Consider the following 21,565-nt stretch of genomic DNA (forward strand, 5'->3'; position numbering starts at 1 on the left):
GCGCCTTCGGGCCGTGTTGTCGTTGACACGGTGGCGTTCGTCGGACAGTGTCGGCGTCATGAGTGCGGAACGTACGTTCGTCATCGTCGGTGGTGGCCTCGCCGGCGCCAAGGCGGCCGAGACCCTGCGTGAAGAAGGCTTCGACGGTGCTGTCGTGCTGCTGGCCGCCGAGCACGAGCCGCCGTACGAGCGGCCGCCGCTCTCCAAGGGGTACCTGCTCGGCCACGACGAGCGGTCGAAGGCATTCGTCCACCCGGAGCAGTGGTATGCCGACCACGACATCGAGCTGCGACTCGGCGCGCGGGTCGAGACGCTTGAGCCGGCCGAGCACCGGGTGCGGATCGCCGGAGGCGACACGCTCACCTACGACAGACTCCTGCTGGCGACGGGTTCCGAGCCGCGTCGGCTGGACGTGCCGGGCAGTGATCTGGACGACGTGCGGTACCTGCGTGAGCTGCCCGATGCCGACCGCCTGCTGGACGTGCTCGAACCGGGCCACCGGGTTGCCGTCGTCGGCGGCGGATGGATCGGACTGGAGGTGGCCGCGGCCGCCCGGACGCACGGTGCGGAGGTGACCCTGCTGGAGCTGGCGGACCTGCCGTTGCAGGGCGTGCTGGGCAACGAGGTCGCCCGTGTCTTCGCCGGCCTGCACCGCGATCATGGCGTCGACCTCCGGCTCGGTGCCCAGGTCAGAGAGATCGTCGGCGCCGACGGGCGCGTGGTCGCCGTGGTGACGACCGATGGCGACGAGATCATGGCCGACACCGTGGTCGTCGGTATCGGGGTGCGTCCCGCCGTCGACCTCGCCGTCGCCGCCGGTCTGGACCTCGACGACGGTGTGGTGGTCGACGCCGCGCTGCGAACCTCCGCCCCGGATGTCTACGCGGCCGGGGACATCGCCAGCATCGACCATCCGTTGCTGGGCACGCGGCTGCGGGTGGAGCACTGGGCGAACGCGCTCGACGGCGGCCCGGCGGCGGCGCGATCCATGCTCGGCCAGGATGTCAGCTACGACCGCCTGCCGTACTTCTTCACCGACCAGTACGACCTGGGCATGGAGTACATCGGGCACGCGCCGCCCGGCTCCTACGACGAAGTCGTGCTGCGCGGTGACGTGGACGCGCGCGCGTTCCACGCGTTCTGGGTCCGCGACCGCCGGGTGCGGGCGGGGATGCACGTCAACCTGTGGGACGACGGAATCGCCCCGGTGGAGGAATTGGTGCGCTCCGGACGGTCAGTCGATGCGGAGCGCCTCGCCGACCCGGAGATCGCGCTGAGCGACGTGTGACGGCGACGATCAGGGACGTGTGACGTCGCGTCTCCGCCTCTGGTGCGCTGGCCGCTCCCGCATGGTGCGCTGGCCGCTCCCGCATGGTGCGTTGAGCGCACGCCGTCGTCGCACGAGAAGGCGCTTTCACCGGTTATTCAGCGCACCACGCGGATTTCCGCGATACCGCGCCGCCGAAGCCGGGCGAACAGGCCGGGCGAGTAGGTAGCGTGCGTGGCCATGGATGGTGAGCGACGCGACATGGTCGGCGTACCCGTCTCCGCGTCGGCGGCGACCGGGCTCCGATGGGGTGCGCGGATCTGGACCGCATGCGTCCTGGTCATCGTCGGCGTGCTGGCCCTGACCGCCGGCTTTCCCCGAGATATCGACAGCGACGGCCTGCTCGGTACGGTGGAGCGCTCGGTCCAGCTTGCGCTCGTGGCGGCCGCCCTCATGGCGCTGGTCGTGGCGTGGCGCCGCGACGCCGTCGTCGTTGTGGCGCTGGTGCTCATCGGTTCCGGTCTCGCCGCTCTGTCCGCATCGCTGCATCCGCCGGCCGTGGTGGCGCTACTGATCATTGCCTTCCTGACGCCCGCACTCGCGTTCTGGCTGGCCTGGCAGCGTGATCGCCCTCGGCGGTCGAGCGTGTGCCTCGCCCTGGTGACCGCCGGCGCGCTCGTGATCGGCTCCGTCGGTCTGGGCATCCTGTACGACCACATGTTCGGTCCGACGCATCCCCGGTCGACGACGCCTCGGCTGCCCGTCGAGCGGGTCGAGTGGGTGTGGAGCGGGGCCGTGACCGATACGTCGTTCCGCGTGAACGCACGGATCGCCGCCGACGACGCCCGAAGCGCGGCCCTTGTCGTCGCGGAGGACCTCAGCGCCTCCCCGGCCACTGAAGATGAGAGTCCGAGGGGCCCGGACGGGGAGATCGCGGCGGCCGACGGCACCGTGCACGACGTCGACCCCGTGGGTGTCCCGGAAGGCGGCATCGTCACCTGGACCGTGACCGGCCTGAAGCCGGACACCCGCTACGAGTATCGCGTGGTGGTCGACGGCGACACGGACACGTCACGAGGGGTGGGCACGGTACGGACCTTCCCCGACGGCCCGTCGTCGTTCACCGTCGCGATCAGCGCCTGCGCACGGACCGGATCCGAAGGCGCCGTCTTCGACGCGATCCGCGGGATGGATCCCGAGCTTTACATCAACAGCGGTGACCTGCACTACGGCAACATCGACGTCGACGACGTCGACATGTTCCGCGCCCGGTACGACGATGTGCTCGCGTCCGCCGCGCAGAGCGCGCTGTACCGTGCGGTCCCCGTCGCCTACGTGTGGGACGACCATGATTACGGCGCCAACGCGGCTGGGGCGGACTCGGCTGCGCGATACGCCGCCCGGACGGCGTATCGCGAGAACGTTCCGCACTATTCGTTGCCGGCGGGCAGCGATGACGGCGCGATTTACCAGGCCTTCACGATCGGCCGGGTGCGGTTCGTCCTCAGCGACGTGCGCTCGGAGCGGACCGGCGCGTCGCTGCTGGGCGAGCGGCAGCTGAGATGGCTGGAGGACGAGCTGGCGGCGGCGAGCCGCGATCATGCGCTGGTGGTCTGGGTCAGCCCGGTGCCGTGGATCGGATTCTCCGGCGGCGACAGCTGGGGCTCTTACCCCGAGGAACGCCGACGCCTCGCCGAGCACATCGAGGACGCCGGGATCGACAATCTGGTCATGCTCAGCGGCGACGCGCACATGCTCGCCATCGACGACGGCACCAACAGCGGCTACGGGCGCTCGGGCGCGGCCTTCCCGGTGCTGCACGCCGCCGCGCTGGACCGGCCCGGAAGCACCAAGGGTGGTCCGTACAGCCACGGCGCTTTTCCAGGGGGTGGCCAGTTCGGCACGATCACCGTGCACGACGACGGCTCCGCGCCGGTCACCGTCGAACTGGCGGGTTGGAACTGGGAGAGCGAGCGGCTGCTGTCCTACACGTTCCGCGTTCCGTGAGCACAGCGGCTCGCACCGGTCGAGACTCCGTCGCACACTGGAGATATGCCGGTCTTTGTCGGCACGTCGGGATGGCAGTACCGCGACTGGCGCGGCGTCATCTATCCGGACGGGCTTGCTCAGCGACGGTGGTTCGAACGGTACGTGAAGTCGTTCGCGACTGTGGAGAGCAACAGCGCCTTCTATCGGCTCCCCCGCAGGGAGACTTTCGCGTCGTGGCGGGCGCAGATGCCGGACGACTTCGTGATGGCGGTGAAGGCGAGCCGGTTCTTGACTCACATCAGGCGGCTTCAGGAGCCGCGGGAACCGGTCCGCCGGTTCCTGGACGCGGCCGCCGGGCTGGGCGATCGTCTCGGGCCGGTGCTGCTTCAACTGCCGCCGACCCTGCAGGCCGAACCGGGCCGGTTGGCGGCGTGCCTCGATGAGTTCCCGGCCGACGTGCGGGTCGCGGTCGAACCGCGCCACACCTCGTGGTGGACCGACGAGGTCAGGTCCGTGCTCGAGGCCCGTGACGCGGCTTTGTGCTGGGCGGATGTGCGCGGCACCCCGCAGATGCCGCTGTGGCGTACCGCGTCGTGGGGATACCTGCGGCTGCACCAGGGCGCCGCCAGCCCGTGGCCGCATTACGACGACGACATGATGCGTTCCTGGGCCCGGCGGATCGGTGACACCTGGGCCGATGCGGAGGACGTGTACGTGTACTTCAACAACGACCCGGGCGGCGCGGCGGTGCGCAACGCGATCGGGTTCGCCGGCATCGTCGGCGCGACCGGCCGGACGGTGACTCGTACAGCGCAGCTGCGTCCCTCCCCATGATCATGTGCACTTCCCGTTCATATAGCACGGGAAGTGCACATGATCATGGGGAGGTGAGGGGCTCGGTCCGGCCGTTGAGGATCCACGGCAGGTTGAACTTGCGGAACACGATCGAGCGGTGCGAGCTCGCGCTGCTGCCGGTGTTCTCGTTCAGCTCGACCAGAGCGCCTACGTGGTAGTCGGCGGTCTTGGCCATGCTGGAATAGCCTCCTTCCGCCCAGTTGCCGGTGCCGAGGCCCGGCCAGGAGGGGAGCGGGGCGTCACTCAACGGCCGGGAAATCGGCCACGTCCGGCCCTCGTCGTAGCTGATCCGCACCCGCATCTTGGTGCGGGTCACGGTGCTGGCGGAGTTGAGGAACATGATCCGAGCCGGGGAGTCGCTGTTGTAGCGCAGGATGGAGCCTTGGGCGCGGGGATCGAGCAGTGTGGCGTCGGGCGCGTACGTGGAGAAACCGTCCTCGATCGTGCCGGTGGCGACCCAGCGCCGTTTGGCCGTCTCCCAGACCGAACCGACGGCTCGGTCGTTGCGCATCAGGCGGCCGTCGAGCAACTCGACCACGGCGCCCTCGCTGGTGCCCTCCTGGTACGCGCCGGTCGAGACGTCGGTGATGCGTTGGACCTTCCAGGTCTCGCCCCTGTCGTCGCTGTAGAGATGCCGGTGCAGGGCGGGGATGACGAGCCGACCGCCGCGGGTCTGGATGCCTGCGCCGGGGCCCATCGCATCCCACGCCCAGGTCTGACCGTTACCACGCGTCCTGGGCTTGAGCGCTTCGGTGACATCCTCCGGTGCGCTCCACGTCACGCCGTCGTCGGTGCTGCGGGAGACGTACACCTTCCGGTGCTCCCACGCGGTGATCCTGGTGGTGCCGTCGTGGCCGTTCTGGCTGTATCCGGCGGGGTTCCAGGACATGAAGAGCCAGACCGTCCCGGTCTGCCGATCGGCGACGGCGGTCGGATTGCCCCAGGTTCCCTGGCCGACGCCCACCACCTCACGCAGTCCTGACCATGTGGCGCCGTTGTCGGTGGAGCGCTTGTACAGCAGGTTGATGTTGCCCCAGTCGCGATTGCTGGATGCCCGTCCTTCGACGAACGCGATCAAGGTGTCCTGTCTGGTGCGGACCAGGCAGGGGATGCGGAAGGAGTGGTAGGTGATGCCGTTGAGCCGCTCGCTGCCGCCGCCGTCGAACAGCAGGCGTTCGCTGTGTGAGGCCGGCGCGGCGGCTGCTGGGAGGACCGTGCTCGCCGCGCCGGCCAACCCGGCCAGAGTTCCTCCGCCGGCGATCAGAACCGATCTCCTGGTCGGGGTGGCGGGTCCGTGGGAGGTGATGTCCATCTTCAGCTTCCTCCTCTTTGAGAGCAGCGGGGATCAGTAGACGCGCATGCCGTAGTGGTTGAGGACCTCCTGAACGGGCTGGAACCAGGTGCGGCTGTTCCGTGAGGTGCTGCACGGCTCGCTGGGGTTGAGCGCGGCCGAGAGGATGCCGAGTGCGTACGTGCCGCTGAACAGGGGGCCACCGCTGTCACCGGACTTCGCGCACAGGCTGGTCTTGATCATGCCGGTCATCTTGGTGCCGTCGCTCCACGTGACGTCGGTCCGGGGAACCAGAACGATGCCGTTCAGATCGGTGCTCTTGGTTCCCACCCGGTCCACCGACTCGCCGTCGACTACCCACCGGGACCTCGTGATCTGCTTCTCGGCCCCGTGGACCCAGACGGTCCCATACGCCTTCACCGCGCTGTTGCGATATCCGATGAGCGCGAAATCGTCACCCGGGAAATGCACGGTGCCGACGCGCTCCCCGAGATAGAGGCCGTTGGCCGCCTTGTGCCAGATGCGGGTGTTCGCGGCGCAGTGGCCGGCGGTCAGGAAGTATTTGGTGCCGTTCTGATTCTGGACGTTGAACCCGAGTGAGCATGTCGACGCCGGATTGCCGTAGCGGTTCTGGATCCCCTGACCACCCGAGGTGAAGTCGGTTCCCTCGATGCTGCCGCTGAGGCGCTCGACCCTGACGGCGTCGCCGTGACGCCGGGCGATGGACTCGATCCGTCGGAGATCGCGGCCGGTCGCCGTGTCGTAGACCTCGATCGCGACCTGGTTCGTGTCCGGATCGACACCCCATGAGGTCCCGGGGACGGGCGGCAGGCTGTTCAGGTCCGCCCGGATCGCCTCCAGCTGCGCCGCACTGTGCGGCACGAGTTGCGCGGTGCCGCCGGCAGCGCGTACTCGATCCGCGGTCGCACGGTCGGTGACGGTGATGACTGTCTCACCGTCGCCGTCCACGTAGGCGCCGCCGGTCTTCGACGGGCTCAGATCGTCCACCAGGGCCTGAGCGCGTTGGACGCTCATGGTTCGGGCGTCGGAGTCTCCCGCTGAGGGGGCGGCCTGGGTGGTGGTGGGATGGAGCAGCGCGCTCGCCGTGACCGCGCATCCGGCGAGCACGCCGACGGTCGCGGTCAGCAGACGTGTCCTGGGCATATATGTGACTCCGAGCTGTCGTGTGCGGAACGGGAGAGGGGGAGACCGGGCGGTGCGATCGTCTCTGAGTTGATCCTTTGTAGCGCAGCTCGGGCGGCATCCCGCCACCGGGCCGAAGGAGTGCGGCTATGTCAGGAATGCTAAGTTGATCATTTGTGTCGCGTTTGCGTGCGCGGCTCTCTCCGGATCACGGCCGGCGCAAGCCACGCAGTGACTCGATGCCGACGTGCCGGCATATCTCGTCGGCGTGCCGGCGCGCGGACGCCGCGCGTGACGCATCGCCGGGTGCGCCGCGCAGGCCGAGCGCCTCACCGAGCACCAGCAGGCTGCGGGCGTGGAACGGAACCGCACCGATCCGTTCGTGCTGGTCGGCGGAGTCCTCCAGGTGCGTGACCGCCTGCTCGACATCCCCGCGGGTGAGGGCCAGCAGACCGAGGGCGTGCGATACGGATCCGCGGCAGGCGGCGACCCTTCCGGCGACGGCAAGGTGACCCGCGTACGGCTGCAACGCGTCCGCCAGCTCGGAAGCGATGTCCGCCGCGCCGAGCTCGGCCACCGTCTCCGCCAGCAGGCAACACCCGACCAGCCAGTGGTCGTCAGGAGGATCCTGGGCGAGCAACTCCCGCCACAGCGCGTCCGCCTCGCCCGGTTCAGGATCGTGCAACAGCGTCAGGCAACGCCAGACCAGGACCCTGGGGAAACGCTCGACCATCTCGTCGAGCTTGGATGTGCGATAGCGGCGCACATCCGGATGGGGACGGCGTAGGTCCGTGATGTTCTCCGCGAACGACAGACCGATGGCCAGTTCCGGCGCGTGCCGGGACGACGAGAGGGCGGTCACGGCCAGCTCGTCGGCCTCCTCGAAACTCCCGGCGACGAGCGCGAGCACGTACCGGTACACCGTGGCGTACCACTGGAACTCGGGATGGTCGCGGCGGTTCGATTCCTCGTTGAGAACCTGGACCTGATCCCGCATGCCGGCGACGTCGCCACCGTGCAGCAGCGCGACGGCCCGGGCGGCGTATCCGGCCAGTTCCAACTGAGTCTCGCCGGCTCGGCGGGCCGTACCGGTGATCTGCCGGGCCAGGCTCGCCTGGCTGCGCCAGGTACCTGGACCGCGGGTGACGTAGCACTGTGCATACAGCGCGTGTGCCCGTGGACCAGGCGTGCCGAGTTCGTCCGCGAGTGCGACGGCGGTGTCGGCCAGCTGAACGCTGCGAGCCCGATCCGGGGACCAGTACAACTCGGTCGCGAGCCGGGACAGCAGGACGGCACGGTTCTCGGTGCGTTGCTCACCTTGGGCGTCGAGGGCTTCCTCCAGCAGAGCCACCCGTCTGGACTGGGCCACGCCGAACAGCATTCCGGCCATCGACGCACCCATCGCGGCACGAGCCAGCTGGTCCGGGTCACCCGTCGCCCGGGCCATCGACATGGCTTCTTCGTACGTGTCTTGAGCGGCGGTGAACGCGCCGGTGCGGGCGTGCAGGCGGGCAAGCGCCAGCGCCAGCGTCAACCGTCCGTCTGACCCGGCGCCCTGGTCAACCGTGGTCGCGAGAGCTGCTCGGAGATCCCCGGTGATCAGGGCGAACTCCTCGCGCCACGGCTCGCCCGCATCCAGCCGGCGGGTCAGCCGCTCGGCGGCGGTGCTCGCCCAGGCCAGGTGCTGGGCTTGGGCCGTGGCTTCCTCTCCGTTCGCGGCGAGCTGCTCACGGGCGTAACTGCGCACCACATCGAGCATCCGCCAGCGGCTGCCGATCGGCGTGCGCTGGTGCACCAACAGGTGCTTGTCGGTCAGTCGCCCCACCAGGTCGGCGACGACCGACAAGCCGACCGGCGCCGCTGAGCCGCTGTCGCCGAGCACGGCCGCGGCGGCGGCCAGGTCGAACGTTCCGGCGAAGATGCTCAGTCTCCGGAACAGGTCCTGCTCGTCCGCGTCGAGCAGGCCGTGGCTCCAGTCCAGCACGGCACGGAGTGACCGGTGCCGTCCGGTGCCCACGTGGCCGCCCACCAGCAGCCGGAGCCGGTCGTCGAGCCCGGCCAGCAGACCGTCGATGCCCAGCGACGCGCATCGCACGGCGGCCAGCTCGATGGCCAGCGGGAGGCCGTCACAGCGAGTGCACACCTCGCGGACCAGCGCCGGGTCGGCGTCGAACTCCGGCTCGATCGCACGGACCCGGTCCAGGAACAACGTCGTGGCATCGGACCCTTTGGCGTCGCCGGTGTGCGGGTCGAGCACCGGCAGCGGGGACAGCGACAGTACCCGCTCGCCGGCCGCGCCCAGCCGTTCTCTGCTGGTCAGCAACATCACGATGTTCGGGCAGGCAGCGACGAGCCGCTCGACCAGCGGGCCGACGACGTCCACGACGTGCTCACAGTTGTCCAGCAGGACCAGCATGCGCGTGGAACCGAGCGATCGGCGCAAGGCGTCTTCGATCGGCTGTTCATGCCGGCCCACGATGCCGGCGGCCGCGGCCACCGTCTCGACCACGAACTGGGGCCCCGCCGGTGCCAGGTCGACGAAGAGCGTTCCAGCCGGGAATTCCTCCGTCGCGGACGCTGCCGCGGCGACCGCGAGCCGCGTCTTGCCGACGCCGCCCGGGCCGGTGACGGTCACCACGCGGCCGGAGGTCAGCAGGGACGCCAGTCGCCGCAGCTCGTTGCGGCGGCCGACGAACGTCGTCGGCACCGTCGGCATGCCGGCGGCGGGCTCACGGGTGGCCGTACGCGTGCGTTCGGGTGGACGGTGCGGTCCGTGGCGTACTGTCGGCGACGGCGGCTGGATGTCCAGTGACGCGTCGTGCGCGAGGATGGCGGCCTCCAGCCGGCGTAGTTCGGCACCCGGTTCGACCCCGAGCTCCTCGGCGAGCACCGCCCTGGCCCGGTGGTATGCGCCCAGTGCGTCGCCCTGCCGTCCGGCGCGGAACAATGCCAGGCACAGCTGGGCCCACCGGCGCTCCCGCAGCGGCGTCTCGGCCACCGCGGACTCCAGGTCACCGATCAGCTCCGCGGCTTGGCCCGATGCCAGCAGGACGTCGATCCGGTCGTCGACCGCGGATTCGTGCGCCTCGACCCAGCGAGTCACCTCGGCCCGAGCGCGGGGTGTCGGAGGCAGTTCCGGCGGGCCGCGCCACAGGTCGAGGGCCGCATCGAACTGTGCTGCCGCGGACTCGTGCCGGCCATCGTGCGCGGCATCGCGTGCGGCGCGCACGTGCCGCATGAACAGGCTCGCATCGGTGTGGTCGGCGGCGAGTAACCAGCCGGTGCCGCTGGTGATGACGATCCCGTGCCCGAGCGTGCGGCGCAGTGACGAGATATGCGTCTGCAGGGCCTTGTGCGAGGTGACGGGGAGATCCTCGCCCCACAACATCGCCTGCAGGATGTCACCGGGAAGCACCGTGTGCGGCTGCAGGCCGAGTGCGGTGAGCAGCGCCCGCGGCTTGGATCCGGGAACAGCGACGCGTCCATCCGAACTGTGCACGTCCAACGGACCCAGCACGCGGATGTCGATCGTCGGCGGTGCCCCCATGCTCACCAGTCCCGAGAGTGGCGGTCTTCGTCGTCTTTACTCGATCTTGACCGGTTCTTGAGTCCCTGCCGGGACAGTATCGCACGGGGGGCTGAGCTGGTGGCTGTGGTGACGAACCTGTCCGAACCAGGGGGGCATAGGACAGGTCGGGTAGGTTCACCACAGCCAGCAGCGCTCCGTCGTCGCCGGACTGCGACGCACGCCTCGCACGTGTGGCGAGGTTGCCGGTGTCGTCGCAGTCCGGTGTCCCGGTGTCCGAGCGCCGCCCACCAGGGGTGCGACGCGGTCCGGCTATGCGGAGAGGTCGGCGAGCCGCGGGACAGCGGGCGTGCAGACCTTCTCGATCCATCCGGCCGGCTCGGAGTCGGGTGGGACCACGTTGATCTGCTCCACGCCGAGCCGCGCGTAGGCAGTGACATCGTCGACGAAACCGTCGATGTCACCGTCGTTCAGCGCCGGTCCTCGGTACATCGCCGTCTTCTTGATCTCCGCGTAGTCCCGGCCGACGTCGTCGCAGTGCCGGCGCAGCACGTCGAGTTTGTGCGCGACGTCGTCGGGCGACGAGGCGAACAGGTTGCACGCGTCCGCGTACTGCGCGACCAGCCGCAGTGTCTTCTTCTCCCCGCCGCCGCCGATCAAGATCGGCGGGTGCGGACGGCTGACCGGCTGCGGTGTGCACAGGGTCTCGGCCAGCTGATAGTGCTTTCCGTCGAAGGGTCCGTTGTTCGCCGGGTCCCACATCTGCCGGACGATCCGCAGCGTCTCCTCCAGCCGCTCGAACCGCTCGGCGACGGGCGGGAACGGTACGCCCAGCCCCTGATGCTCACGCTCATACCAGGCGGCGCCGATCCCGAAGACGGCGCGGCCCTCGGACAGGACGTCGAGCGTCGTCGCGACCTTGGCGAGCAGGCCGGGGTGGCGGTAGGTCACCCCGCCCACGAGAAGTCCGAGCTGGACCTCGGACGTGTGCCCGGCCAGGTACCCGAGCGCGGTGTAGCCCTCGAGCATCCCGTCCTCGGCCGCTCCCAGTTGAGGAAGCTGGAAGAAATGATCCATGACGGACAGCCAGGCGACGCCGGCTCGGTCGGCCGCCTCTCCCGTCCTGGCGAGTTCCGGGCCGATGCCGGACGGTCCGGCCGGGTGGTCGAACCTGACGACGTGTACGGCGAGTTCCACAGGCTTGCTCCTCGTAGCGGGTACGGCGTGTCGGCGCGGTGCGGCCGACTGCCGACGACGCTACGAGTTCGAGCGCGCTCGAAGTCAACACCTTCTCCGCCCTTGATTCCAGCACCGGTGCTCAGTCACACCGCGTCAGTTCGGCGGTGATGCCGGTACGGCGCGGAAACGGTCGCCAGATTCATGCGTGGCGTGTTCGACCGGACGCCGCGGCTGCGCATCGAGGAGGCATGGGTCAACGGCGAGCCCGGCATGGGCCGTGCGTAACCCGGAGAAGCTGGGCGCGTGGCGTGAGCCGGCTACAGGGTGACGTCGTCGACGACGAGTTGCCGCGTCATGTCAGTCGATGCCCGAGCGGAGGAACGCATCGGTCACCCGCCGCTGCATGAACACGTAGCCGATCAACAGCGGTAGGGCCACCAGTGTGGCTGCCGCCATCAGCGGTCCCCACGCCTGCCCTTGCTCGGTCTGGAACACCCGCAGCCCGACCTGCACCGTCGCACGGTCCATGCCGCTGGTGGCGAGCAACGGCCACAGGTACTCGTTCCAGGTCTGGATGAAGACGACGATCCCGACGGCGCTCAGGACCGGCCGCAGATTGGGCACCATGATCCGCAGCAGAATGGTGAGGTTCGATGCGCCCGCCACATGCGCCGCCTCGATCAGCTCGTCCGGGAACGCCGCCATATGCTGCCGGAGCAAGAACACGGCCAAGGCCAGCGAGGCCAGCTGCGGCAGCACCAGACCGGCGTAGGAGTCGAGCAGACCCAGCCGGGAGACCATCAGGTAATGCGGCACGATCAGCGCCGGCTGTGGCACCAGCGCGGTGCCGACCAAGGCCGCGAACGCGGCTGGGCGAGCCCGGAACCGGTACTGGGTGAGCGCGAACGCCGCCAGGGTGGCGAGCGCCAGCTGGCCGACGGCGACCGCTGCGGAGACGAGGGCCGTGTTCAGCACCACCCGTCCCACCGGCAGCGAAGCCAGTGCGGACTGGTAATGGTCCAGGGTCGGGGCCGCCGCGAACGGGTTCGCGTCGTACAGGACTGAGGTGGGCTTGAACGAGGTCACCACCGTCCACAGCACCGGAAACGCGATGGCACCGGCGATGAGCAGCAGGCACGCGTGTGCGACCGCGCGTGCGGCCACCCGCCTCACCGTCCCGCCCTCCGCCCGGACAGCCGCATCTGCGCAGCGACGACGGCGCCGAACCCGACGGTGATCAGGACCGAGAGCGCTGACGCGGGGCCGCCGTCGACGTAGCCGAAGCCGAGCTGATACAGCAGGTAATACACGTTCGACGTGGCGCCGGCCGGGCCGCCCTGGGTGAGCACGTCGATGACACCGAACGTCCACGGGCCGACGAAGACGACCGTTGCGAACACGACCACGGTGGTGACCGGGCGCAACAGCGGCACCACGATGTGGCGCAACAACTGCCACTCGCCGGCCCGGTCCAGCCGGGCGGCGGCCATCACGTTCGCGTCGATCGCCGTCAGCCCGGCCGTGAACAGGATGAAGCTCAGCCCGAACACCTTCCACCCGGCCACGATCGTCACGGCGACGAACGCGCTCACCGGCTGCGTCAGCCAGCTCACCGGGCCGAGGCCCAACAGCTCCAGGGGCGCGTCGGCGATGCCGAGTACCGGGTTGAAGATCCACTGCCACATCACCGCCCCCACCGCGGGCGGGATCAGTACCGGCAGGAAGAACACCGTCCGGTAGAAACCGGTGAGCCGTCCGCCGAACCGCCACACCGCGATCGCCGCGAGTCCGGGTGCGAGGACGCTCAACGGGAGGATGGTCGCCATGTACGCGACGGTGTTCCGCAGCGCGGTGCCCGTCTCCGGGCTGGCGAAGACCTCCCGATAGTTGTCCGCCCCGACCCAGCGCGGCGTCTGTGTCGTGAGGTTGAAATCGAACAGACTCAGCGCTGTCACGGCGAGCAGCGGCCCGTACATCGTCAGCCCCACGGCGAGCAACGCCGGGACGAGGTACGGTGCCGGCCCGCGGACGGCGCGGGCCGGCACCGACGAAGCGGCCGGCGTCGGCGCCGCTGGCGGAGTTGTCGGCGTCGGCGCGGATGTCGCCGGGGAGGTCCTGGTGTGCGTCATTGGCCGAGCAGTTCTCGGGCGCGCTGCGCCACGTCGGCCAGGGTCGATTCCGCGTCGGCACCGGAGATCATGATCGGCGCGACCGCGTTGTCCTGGATGAACTCGACGGCCTGTTGGCTGTTCTCGCCGGGAAGCACCTGGTAGGGGACCAGCGAGTCGAGTTGTTCGATGGTCGGCAGCAGCCGGTCGTCCTCGGCGAAGAAGTCACCCAGGTAGGCCGGATCGTCGATCAGCGATGGGCGCAGCGGCAGGTAGCCGATCACCGACGCCAGGATGGTGAACCCGTCATCACCGGTGAGGAACCGGACGAAGTCCCAGGCCGCCGCCTGCTTGTCGGGGTCGTCGGCGAAGACGAACAACCCGGCACCGGAGACGGTCGGTGCGACGTCGTGCCCGTCGAACGCGGGGAGTCCGGCCGTCTCCAGCTCGAACACACCCTCGGTGGAGGAGGCGAAGCCGCCGAGCAGCGCGGTGCTGGAGACCAGCATGCCGAGCTGGCCGGACTCGAATATGGCGATCGCCTCCGCCTCGCCGACGGCCGGCTGCGCCCCGCTGCCGGTCAGGTCTCCGAGCATGGACAGCGCCTCGACGGCGGCCGGATCGTCGAGGTGGAGTGACCCGTCGTCGCCGACCAGCCGTCCGCCGTTGGAGTTGATCAGGCTCTGGGTGAGGAAATCGGACTTGGCCTCACCGGCCGCGTCGACGTAGATTCCCTGAGCGCCGGTCTCATCGGCGATGGCGAGCGCGGCGTCCTCCGCCTCCGCCCAAGTCGACGGCGGGTCTTGTGGGTCCAGGCCCGCCTCGGCGAAGAGATCGGCGTTGATGAACATGGTGGGGGTCGACACCGAGTATGCGAGGCCCGCCAGGGCGTCCTCATGCATCCCGAGCTCGACCGCGGCCGGATACATGCCGTCCAGGTGCGCCTGGAGCTCGTCCACGGGCGCCACCTCGCCCAGCGGCACGTAAGGCAGGTTCTCCAGGACGAACCCGAACTTGCTCCAGCCGATCTGGGCGACGTCCGGCGGGTTCCCGGCGGCGGCCTGAGCGTGCACGCTGGTGTGGATCTCCCCGGCCGGGGTTCCCGTCGGCTCGATGCGGATGTTCGGGTGGGCGGCCTCGAACTCGTCGATCAGCCGCTGGGTGCCCTCGCCGCCGACACCGTCGGTTCCGTAGTTGTACGACTCGAAGGTGATGGTGACGACGTCGTCGCCGGTGTCCTCGTCGGCGGGCTCGTCGGCGGCCTGCGAGCCGGCGGTTCCGGTGTCCCCGCAGGCGGCGACGGCGGCGAGCGCGGTGGCGAGCACGGCGGCGACGCCGGCGCGGAAAGAAGCGGTGTGGCGGTGACGCATGGTGGCGCTCCTCGCTAGAGGTGGAAGGTGTGGTCGGGGACGGCGAGGTCGATCCGCCCGCTGAAGTGCTGCGCGGCCCGCTCGCCCTGCGCGGCCCGCTCGCCCTGCGCGGCGAGCCAGGCATGGTCGGTGTGGGCCCAGTGGGTGAGGACAAGCCCGCGCACGCCGTAACGAGCGGCGATCTGGCCGGCCTCGGATGCGCTGAGATGCCCGTGCTCGGTGCTGTCCGGCTCGGTCAGCGTCGCTTCGGCGAGCAGTAGGTCGGCGTCGCCGGCGAGGTGCTCGAACGACGGTGTCATCGCGGTGTCGGCGCTGTAGGCGAGTGTCTGACCGTTCGACGAGACGCGGAAGCCGCAGCACGGCAGCCGGTGCCGCATGAGGACCGGCTGTACCGTCGCGCCCGCGACCTCGATCGGCTCTCCGGGTGCGTACTCGACCGTGTCGAAGACGTCGGAGAAGACCCGGTCCGTCCGGTGCGGTCCAGGACCGTGCGGGCTGAGTGGGAACAGTTCGTTCAATTGGCGCAGGGTGGCTGCGGCACCGGGCGGGACGTACGCGGTGACCCTGCGCCGATCCCTCGCCTGGTAGGCCAGGGCCTTGCCGAGGGTGAGCAGATCCAGGCAGTGGTCGACGTGCATGTGGCTGACGAAGACGGCGGACAGCTCGGCGGCGGTGGCGGCCTTGGCGGCGACGCCGGGGCCGCAGTCCAGCAGGACGGCGCCGCCGCGCAGGTGGACCAGGTAGCCGGAGCTCGGCCAGCCCGGTTCCGGCATACCCGCGCGGCAGCCGTACACGGTGAGCCGGGGGACGTGCGAAGCGATTGTCACGGCGCCGACGCTAGAAACCGGGGGTGTGGTAGATCTGTCGCGACGGCGACGGTCTGGCGAACGATCGTGCCTGATATGGGACAGATCATCCCGTGCCGCGGCACAGTGGGTGTCGGCGGGCCTGCGGTCGCCAGGCGCCCGTCGCGAGGAGCGAACCAGATGGACCCCAGGCTGAGCTGGTTGGTGTCGTTCGTCGCCGTTGCCGAGGAGTTGCATTTCGGCCGGGCGGCGGAACGCTTGCACCTGAGCACGTCGACGGTGAGCCGACAGATCCGACTCCTCGAGGACTCTGTACGGGTCACCCTGTTCGATCGGACCAGCCGCAGCGTGCTGCTGACGTCGGAAGGGCGCCGGTTGTACGGGGAGATCGCCGTGCCGGTGGCGACGGTCGAGGCCGCCCTGAAGCGCAGCGGGTGTGACGTCGACGGACGGATCGTCAGGGTTGCCTACGTGAGTGCTCCGGGCGAGCGGATGATCCCGCAGGCCGCCGCACGGTTCGCCGACGATCCGCTCGGCTCCGAGCTGAGCCTGCAGCCCGCCAGCTCGAGCGAACAGCGCGCCGGGCTACTCGACGGGCGAGTCGACATCGGCGTGCAGTGGACGCTTCCCGGCGCCCCGGTGCCGGCTGGCCTGGAGATGACGCCGATCCGCGACGAACCGCTGGTGGCAGCGCTGCCTCCGGACCATCCGTACGGGTCGAGCACCGAACTGCGGCTGGTCGATCTGGCTGGTGAGGACTGGCTGATGGCTGTCGGCTCGTCGGACCTGGCGCTGCGCCAGGGGTTCGTCGCGGCGTGCCAGCGGTCCGGGTTCCTGCCCCGGATACGCAGCGAGGCGACCGGGTACAAGGCACAGCTCAGCCTGGTGGCCATGGGGCGAGGCGTGTGTTTTGCGCCGGCGGCGGCGCGGGAGGACGACGGGTTCGGCGTCCGCTATGTCCGCATGCACGACCTGCACGTCAGCCTGGTGGCCATGACTCGGCCCGCCCCGGACCGAGTCCTGCTCCGCTTCATCGAGCTGTTGCGTACCGCCGAGTAGGAGACCGGGGTGGCGCTGGCTCCTGGTGAGGGGTGAGCGGCTGTCCAGTGCGGTCACTCATAGGTGAGTCGCTTGCCGGACGCTATGTGGTCACGTAGTCGACGACGAGCTTGAGCACGCCTCTGTCCAGCAGGATGCGGTGGTGGCCCAACCCGTCGGTGCTGACCAACTCCGCCTCCGGCCACGCTTCGGCAAGCTGGACGCCGTCGTCGTAGGGGTTCCGGGTGTCCTGCCGATCATGGACGACGAGCGCCGGAGGGACGTCTTCCTGCGACGACACGCGTAGGGCGTTGAAGTCGTCGAGTGGGCGGGCGGCGAGTCTCGACAGGTGTGTGAGTAGTCGCCGACGGGTGCGAGGACCGTAGCCGAGCAGCTTCTCCAGGCGGTCGGTCGTCGCCACCGGGTCCGGGCTCGGCGCGATGAACGTCAGCCGCCGGGCGCGGACGCCGTCCCGGACGGCGAGCGCCGTGGTGGCGGAGCCCAGCGAGTGCGCCACGATGCTGTCGGGTTCGCCATGGCGGGCGACGACGGCCGTAAGTGCTTCGATGAAGTCGACGGCGGTGGCGCGCCCACGTCCGATGAGGCTGGGGTCGGAGTCGCCGTGTCCGGCCACGTCGAAGGCGACGACGCGCCAGCCCGCATCCAGCAACGGATCGACGAACGCTCCCAGCTGGCCGCGCCAGCCACCCCAGCCGTGCACCAACAGCACCGTGCGGACGGCGGGTTCCGCCACCGGGCGCGTGCGCGGCCCGTCGTCGCTGGATGGCTCCCAGATCTCGACCGCGATTCTGCGACCGTCCGCGAGCGTGGTGTCGGATCGTATGCCCTCGTGTGGACGGTTGTCGTGCCGCCGTAAGGCGCCGCCGGGCAGCGTGCACCAGATACGCAACGCCCAGCGGCCGGCCAACGAGGGCGCGATGTGTTCGAGGGCGGCGAAGGCGACACGTAAACTGCCGAGCCGCCAGTCTTTGGGACGAACGGTCGTGCTTTTTTCGGTCGGTACGGCGATCGGCATGGTGAGACCTCGCGTTCGTGGGCCGGAAGGGGGCTGGTGGCGGGTTGCCTATGTGTTGGTCGCGGTCGAGCTGAGGGCTGGTGATCAGGCGGTGGTCGGGTCGCGGTCCGGTCGGGCATCGTCGAGCAGGCGCTCGAATGCGCGTCGGGCCCGTTCCTCGGCCATCCCGTCCCGGAGTAGGCGATGGGCGTGGTAGAAGGCGAGCATGATGCCGTCGAGTTCGGTGGCGAATTGGTCCGGGTCTGCATCGCCGCGGAAATGACCCTCGGCGATCCCGCTGCGGAACACCTGCGCGAGGGTGTCCAGCAGGTCCCTGTGGTCTTGGACGAGCTGGTCGCGGACCGGCCCTTCCTCCTCGTCGAGCTCGGTGGCGGCCTTGACGAACAGGCAGCCACCGGGCATGCGGTTCAGGCCGCACTCGAGCCAGCGCCCGAACAGTTCGCGGACCCGCGGCTCGCCGCGGGCCGTGGACAGGGCCGGCCGGACGACCGTATCGACGAACTCCGTCCGCGCCTCGGCGAGGACGGCGAGCTGTAGCGTCTCCTTGGACTGGAAATGGGCGAATAGGCCGCTCTTCGACATGTCGCTGGCCAGTGCCAGCTTGCCGATGGTCAGCCCGCGCAGACCGACCTGGTAGGCCGTGGCGACGCCGTGCCGGACGATCTCCCGGCGGGTGTCGGCGCCTTTACTCATGTCGTCAAAATAGCACGGTCGTGCTGTCAGGTCGAGCTTGGGGTGCGGGCAGCTGATGAGCGTTTCAGGCGGTGGCCGCCTGCCGGGCGAGGCGGCGGCGTGCGGGTGTGACCACGCCATGCTCGATGAGGCTCTCCGCCGTGTCGATGATGGTGCGTTCGGTGGGGCGCATCTGCCAGTTCAGTTCCCGTCGTGCTTTGGTCGAGTCGACCCGTTCCGGGCGGCCGATGAGTTCGAGCGCGAGGCGCATGGTGGGGTCGAAGCGGGCGGCGATCCATACCAGCCAGCGCGGCACGCTGCCGGTGGGCACCCGGAAACCGCGTGGATTGAACTCCGCGGCGAGTGTCTTCGCGATGTCGCGCATCCATATGTTGTCGCCTGCGCAGATGTAGCGGTGGCCGGCTGCATGGGGGAGCGTCATGGCGTGTCGGTGTGCCACCGCCAGGTCACGGACGTCTACCACCGCGAACCCGATGGCGGGTGACCCCGGCTGGGCCCGGGCGAGCAGCGTGCGCACCACGTTGACCGACGTGCGGGCCGCCGCTGTCTGGACCGGGCCGAGCACCAGGCCCGGGTTGATCACGGCCAGCTCGAAGCGCTGCGCCTCGGCGAGCTCGGCCACATAGTCCCAGGCTGCTCGCTCGGCCAGTGTCTTGCTCTTCTGGTACGCCGTGCTGTGCTCGACCACGGACCAGTCGTGTTCTGTGTAGGGGGCCGGATCGCGGCGGCTGTGTCCGGATGAGATCGCGGCGACAGACGACGTGAGCACGACACGGCGCACAGTGCCACTCGCGGCGCAGGCTCGCAGGACCCGTAGTGTGCCGTCGACGGCGGGCCGGATCAGCTCGTCCTCGTCGTCGGGTACTCCGCTGGGGAACGGTGAGGCCACGTGCAGGACGTAGTCGCAGCCGGCGACGGCCTCCGGCCAGCCGTCGTCGGAGCTGAGGTCGGCTTCGACCAGTTCGAGCTCCCCGGCTGCGCCGTCGGCCAGGCCGTACAGATGGGCGATCTTGTCGGCGGAGGTCAGGTCGCGCACCGTGCCGCGAACGGCGTAACCCTGATCGAGCAGGTCGCGGATGCAATGGCCGGCAATGAACCCGGATGCTCCGGTGACGAGCACGCGTTCGGTCATGTCGAGTCGGTCCTCTCGGGAAACGATGACGCGGGGCCGTTCCGCTCGGATGCGTCCCGCGTGAATCTAATCGATGCTTAGTATCTGAATACTGTATAGATACTCGCGCATCGACTGTCAAACGGCGCAGCGCATACGCTCGGATCGTGCACCAGGGACGGACCACCTATCATCACGGCGCGCTCCGCGACGAACTCCTGCGAGCCTGCCTTCGGCTGATCGAGACCGAGGGCATCGGCGCGGTGAGCCTGCGGCGCGTGGCGCGGGAGGCGGGGGTCAGCCCGGGCGCGCCGTACCACCACTTCGCCGACCGGGCGACGCTGCTGGCCGAGTTGTCCACGCAGGGTTACAAGCAGCTCGCCGAGCGGCTCGCCGCCGCCCGGAACCGGGCAGGTGAGCCGGCGCCGGCGCTGGCCGCGCTGGTCCAGGCATACGTCGAGTTCGCGCGGAGCGAGCCGGGCTACTTCCATCTGATGTTCCGTCCGGAGTTGTCCACGTCGACGAAGAGCCCCGACGTGCATCAGGCGGGCTACGTCGCCTTCAACGTGCTTGCGGACGCGGTCGGGGACTGTGTGCTCGCTGGGACGATCGCGCAGCGCGATGCGAGCGCGGTGGCGCTGGCCGTCTGGGGGCTCGGGCACGGCCTCGCGTCGTTGTGGGTGGACGGTCACCTCGACGAGGGCGAGCATAAGCTGAGCGAATCGCCCGAGGCGGCGATGGCGCGGATCGCCGGGCTGGTGGAGACCGCGCTCGGCCGCGCGGCACCGCCGGCGAGCTCATGACACGTCACCGCGTGTTCATGCACCCGGATCTCTGCTGATCACGGCATGTCGTCGGCCGTCCACGGGCGGAGCTTGTCCGGGTTCCGTACGACCCAGATATGCCTGATGCGGTCGCCTGCGACGTCGAACGCCAGCACGGTCACGGTGACGCCGTCGTGCCGAACCACCAGGCCAGGCTGACCGTTGACCGTACGCTCCAGGATCGCCAAGCCGGGTGTCTGCTGAACGACGTCGACGACGGCGCGGGCGATCTGCTCGCTGCCCTCGACCGGACGTAGGGCGGCGCTGGCCCGGCCGCCGCCGTCGGCGACGGCGGTTGCGTCAGGATCGAGGAGGCCGATCAGCGCGTCGATGTCGTGGGCTTGCCACGCCCGTTTGAAGTCTCGGACGATGTCGGCTCGCTGCGCTGTGGTGGCCGGTGGAGCCTCCGCCGCGCGGATGCGCCGACGGGCCGACGACGCCAGCTGGCGACATGCCGCCGGCGTCCGGCCGACCATCGCGGCCACGTCGGCGAAGGAGTAGCGGAAGACGTCGTGCAGGATGAACGCGACCCGCTCGGCCGGGGTCATCGTCTCCAGCACGACGAGGAAGGCCATGTTGACCGACTCGTCGAGAGTGACGCGATCGGCAGGGTCGGCCACGGTGCCGCCGGATCGCCCATTGATCCATTCCGTGCGGTCGGGCAGCGGCTCCGGGATCCACTCGCCCACGTAGCTCTCCCGCCTGGCCCGAGCCGATCGGAGCAGGTCCAGGCAGATGCGACTGGCCACCGTCGTCAGCCAGGCACCGGGGGATTCGACGTCGTCCTGCTGCTGCCGAGACATCGTGTACCAGCGGGCGTACGTCTCCTGCACCACGTCCTCGGCATCGGCCAGGGAACCGAGCAGACGGTACGCCAGATTGATCAGCTGACGTCGTTCGCTCATGATCGCGCCCAGGGTCGGATCGGGCCGGCCGGATGCCGGCTCGAATCGGGTGCTCATGGTCTCGACGGCTCCCTTGGTCGCGGCTGCCTCGTCATCCATCCGACGAGACAGCACCCGCAGGTGTGAGGCCGGCACGTCGCCTGACATTCGTCACCGTTGCCTCGTCGAGCTTATTGACCAGGCTCCACGATCCACCACGGTGGCGGGGGTGCTCGGCGACATCATGACCGAACTTTGGGAGGACTTCATGAGCACCACATCGACGGCTGGGCCGGATGCGACCGGCAGCGCACGCAAGGGCGGCTCGTTCGTCGCCGTCGCCGCTGCCGGGGCGGCGGCCGCGGCCGTGATCAACGCCGCACTGTGGGTGGGCGGGCGGGCGGCGGGCGTCGCCTGCTCGGTGGCGGCGCCGCGGGACGATAAG

17 protein-coding genes are annotated in these 21,565 nt (G+C 69.7%); 5 read left to right on the forward strand and 12 right to left on the reverse strand.

The window, feature by feature from the left end; all coding sequences use genetic code 11:
• The first annotated feature begins 58 nt into the window (after positions 1-58).
• The 3 genes from G1H10_RS21885 (at position 59) to G1H10_RS21895 (ending at position 4,090) form a co-directional block, all read left to right on the forward strand.
• Complete coding sequence (locus G1H10_RS21885) at positions 59-1,288, forward strand: NAD(P)/FAD-dependent oxidoreductase (RefSeq protein ID WP_163741745.1); 1,230 nt, start codon at positions 59-61, stop codon at positions 1,286-1,288.
• Positions 1,289-1,507: 219 nt separating this feature from the next.
• The gene (locus tag G1H10_RS21890; RefSeq protein WP_163741746.1) at positions 1,508-3,274 is read left to right on the forward strand and encodes an alkaline phosphatase D family protein; all 1,767 of its coding nucleotides are present in this window, start codon (positions 1,508-1,510) and stop codon (positions 3,272-3,274) included.
• A 45-nt stretch (positions 3,275-3,319) separates the two neighbouring features.
• The gene (locus tag G1H10_RS21895; protein WP_163741748.1) at positions 3,320-4,090 is read left to right on the forward strand and encodes a DUF72 domain-containing protein; all 771 of its coding nucleotides are present in this window, start codon (positions 3,320-3,322) and stop codon (positions 4,088-4,090) included.
• Positions 4,091-4,133: 43 nt separating this feature from the next.
• On the opposite strand, the gene G1H10_RS21900 is transcribed toward G1H10_RS21895, so the two are convergent.
• The 8 genes from G1H10_RS21900 to G1H10_RS21935 form a co-directional block, all read right to left on the reverse strand.
• Positions 4,134-5,423 carry a sialidase family protein gene (locus G1H10_RS21900; RefSeq protein WP_163741750.1) on the reverse strand — a complete coding sequence of 430 codons (1,290 nt, stop codon included), beginning with the start codon at positions 5,421-5,423 and terminating at the stop codon, positions 4,134-4,136.
• Between the two features lie 33 nt (positions 5,424-5,456).
• Positions 5,457-6,566, reverse strand: coding sequence for a S1 family peptidase (locus G1H10_RS21905; RefSeq protein WP_163741752.1), 1,110 nt, complete (start codon positions 6,564-6,566; stop codon positions 5,457-5,459).
• Positions 6,567-6,753: 187 nt separating this feature from the next.
• Positions 6,754-10,092 carry an AfsR/SARP family transcriptional regulator gene (locus G1H10_RS21910; RefSeq protein ID WP_246219802.1) on the reverse strand — a complete coding sequence of 1,113 codons (3,339 nt, stop codon included), beginning with the start codon at positions 10,090-10,092 and terminating at the stop codon, positions 6,754-6,756.
• A 291-nt stretch (positions 10,093-10,383) separates the two neighbouring features.
• The gene (locus tag G1H10_RS21915; RefSeq protein WP_163741756.1) at positions 10,384-11,268 is read right to left on the reverse strand and encodes an LLM class F420-dependent oxidoreductase; all 885 of its coding nucleotides are present in this window, start codon (positions 11,266-11,268) and stop codon (positions 10,384-10,386) included.
• 339 nt (positions 11,269-11,607) lie between these two features.
• Positions 11,608-12,414 carry a carbohydrate ABC transporter permease gene (locus G1H10_RS34695; protein WP_163741757.1) on the reverse strand — a complete coding sequence of 269 codons (807 nt, stop codon included), beginning with the start codon at positions 12,412-12,414 and terminating at the stop codon, positions 11,608-11,610.
• 5 nt (positions 12,415-12,419) lie between these two features.
• Positions 12,420-13,379, reverse strand: coding sequence for a carbohydrate ABC transporter permease (locus tag G1H10_RS21925; protein ID WP_163741759.1), 960 nt, complete (start codon positions 13,377-13,379; stop codon positions 12,420-12,422).
• Entirely contained in the window at positions 13,376-14,728 is a 1,353-nt protein-coding gene (locus tag G1H10_RS21930) for an ABC transporter substrate-binding protein (RefSeq protein ID WP_163741761.1), read from the reverse strand. The genes G1H10_RS21925 and G1H10_RS21930 overlap by 4 nt, the downstream gene beginning before the upstream one ends.
• A gap of 14 nt (positions 14,729-14,742) precedes the next feature.
• Positions 14,743-15,555, reverse strand: coding sequence for an MBL fold metallo-hydrolase (locus G1H10_RS21935; RefSeq protein ID WP_163741763.1), 813 nt, complete (start codon positions 15,553-15,555; stop codon positions 14,743-14,745).
• Positions 15,556-15,714: 159 nt separating this feature from the next.
• Here G1H10_RS21935 and G1H10_RS21940 point away from each other — a divergent pair, with 159 nt between their 5' ends.
• Positions 15,715-16,593, forward strand: coding sequence for a LysR family transcriptional regulator (locus tag G1H10_RS21940; protein WP_163741765.1), 879 nt, complete (start codon positions 15,715-15,717; stop codon positions 16,591-16,593).
• Positions 16,594-16,675: 82 nt separating this feature from the next.
• On the opposite strand, the gene G1H10_RS21945 is transcribed toward G1H10_RS21940, so the two are convergent.
• The 3 genes from G1H10_RS21945 to G1H10_RS21955 form a co-directional block, all read right to left on the reverse strand.
• Positions 16,676-17,608, reverse strand: a complete 933-nt coding sequence (locus tag G1H10_RS21945; protein WP_163741767.1) for an alpha/beta fold hydrolase — start codon at positions 17,606-17,608, stop codon at positions 16,676-16,678.
• Positions 17,609-17,692: 84 nt separating this feature from the next.
• Positions 17,693-18,301, reverse strand: coding sequence for a TetR/AcrR family transcriptional regulator (locus G1H10_RS21950; protein WP_163741769.1), 609 nt, complete (start codon positions 18,299-18,301; stop codon positions 17,693-17,695).
• A gap of 64 nt (positions 18,302-18,365) precedes the next feature.
• Positions 18,366-19,433, reverse strand: a complete 1,068-nt coding sequence (locus tag G1H10_RS21955; protein WP_163741771.1) for an SDR family oxidoreductase — start codon at positions 19,431-19,433, stop codon at positions 18,366-18,368.
• Positions 19,434-19,579: 146 nt separating this feature from the next.
• Here G1H10_RS21955 and G1H10_RS21960 point away from each other — a divergent pair, with 146 nt between their 5' ends.
• Positions 19,580-20,215: a TetR/AcrR family transcriptional regulator gene (locus G1H10_RS21960; protein ID WP_163741773.1), complete on the forward strand. Its 636-nt coding sequence runs from the start codon at positions 19,580-19,582 to the stop codon at positions 20,213-20,215.
• A gap of 38 nt (positions 20,216-20,253) precedes the next feature.
• Here the strand turns inward: G1H10_RS21960 and sigJ are convergent, their stop codons facing one another.
• Positions 20,254-21,198, reverse strand: coding sequence for an RNA polymerase sigma factor SigJ (gene sigJ, locus G1H10_RS21965; RefSeq protein WP_163741867.1), 945 nt, complete (start codon positions 21,196-21,198; stop codon positions 20,254-20,256).
• Positions 21,199-21,565: the final 367 nt, after the last annotated feature.

The organism is Phytoactinopolyspora halotolerans, assembly GCF_010550675.1.
Taxonomy (GTDB): domain Bacteria; phylum Actinomycetota; class Actinomycetes; order Jiangellales; family Jiangellaceae; genus Phytoactinopolyspora; species Phytoactinopolyspora halotolerans.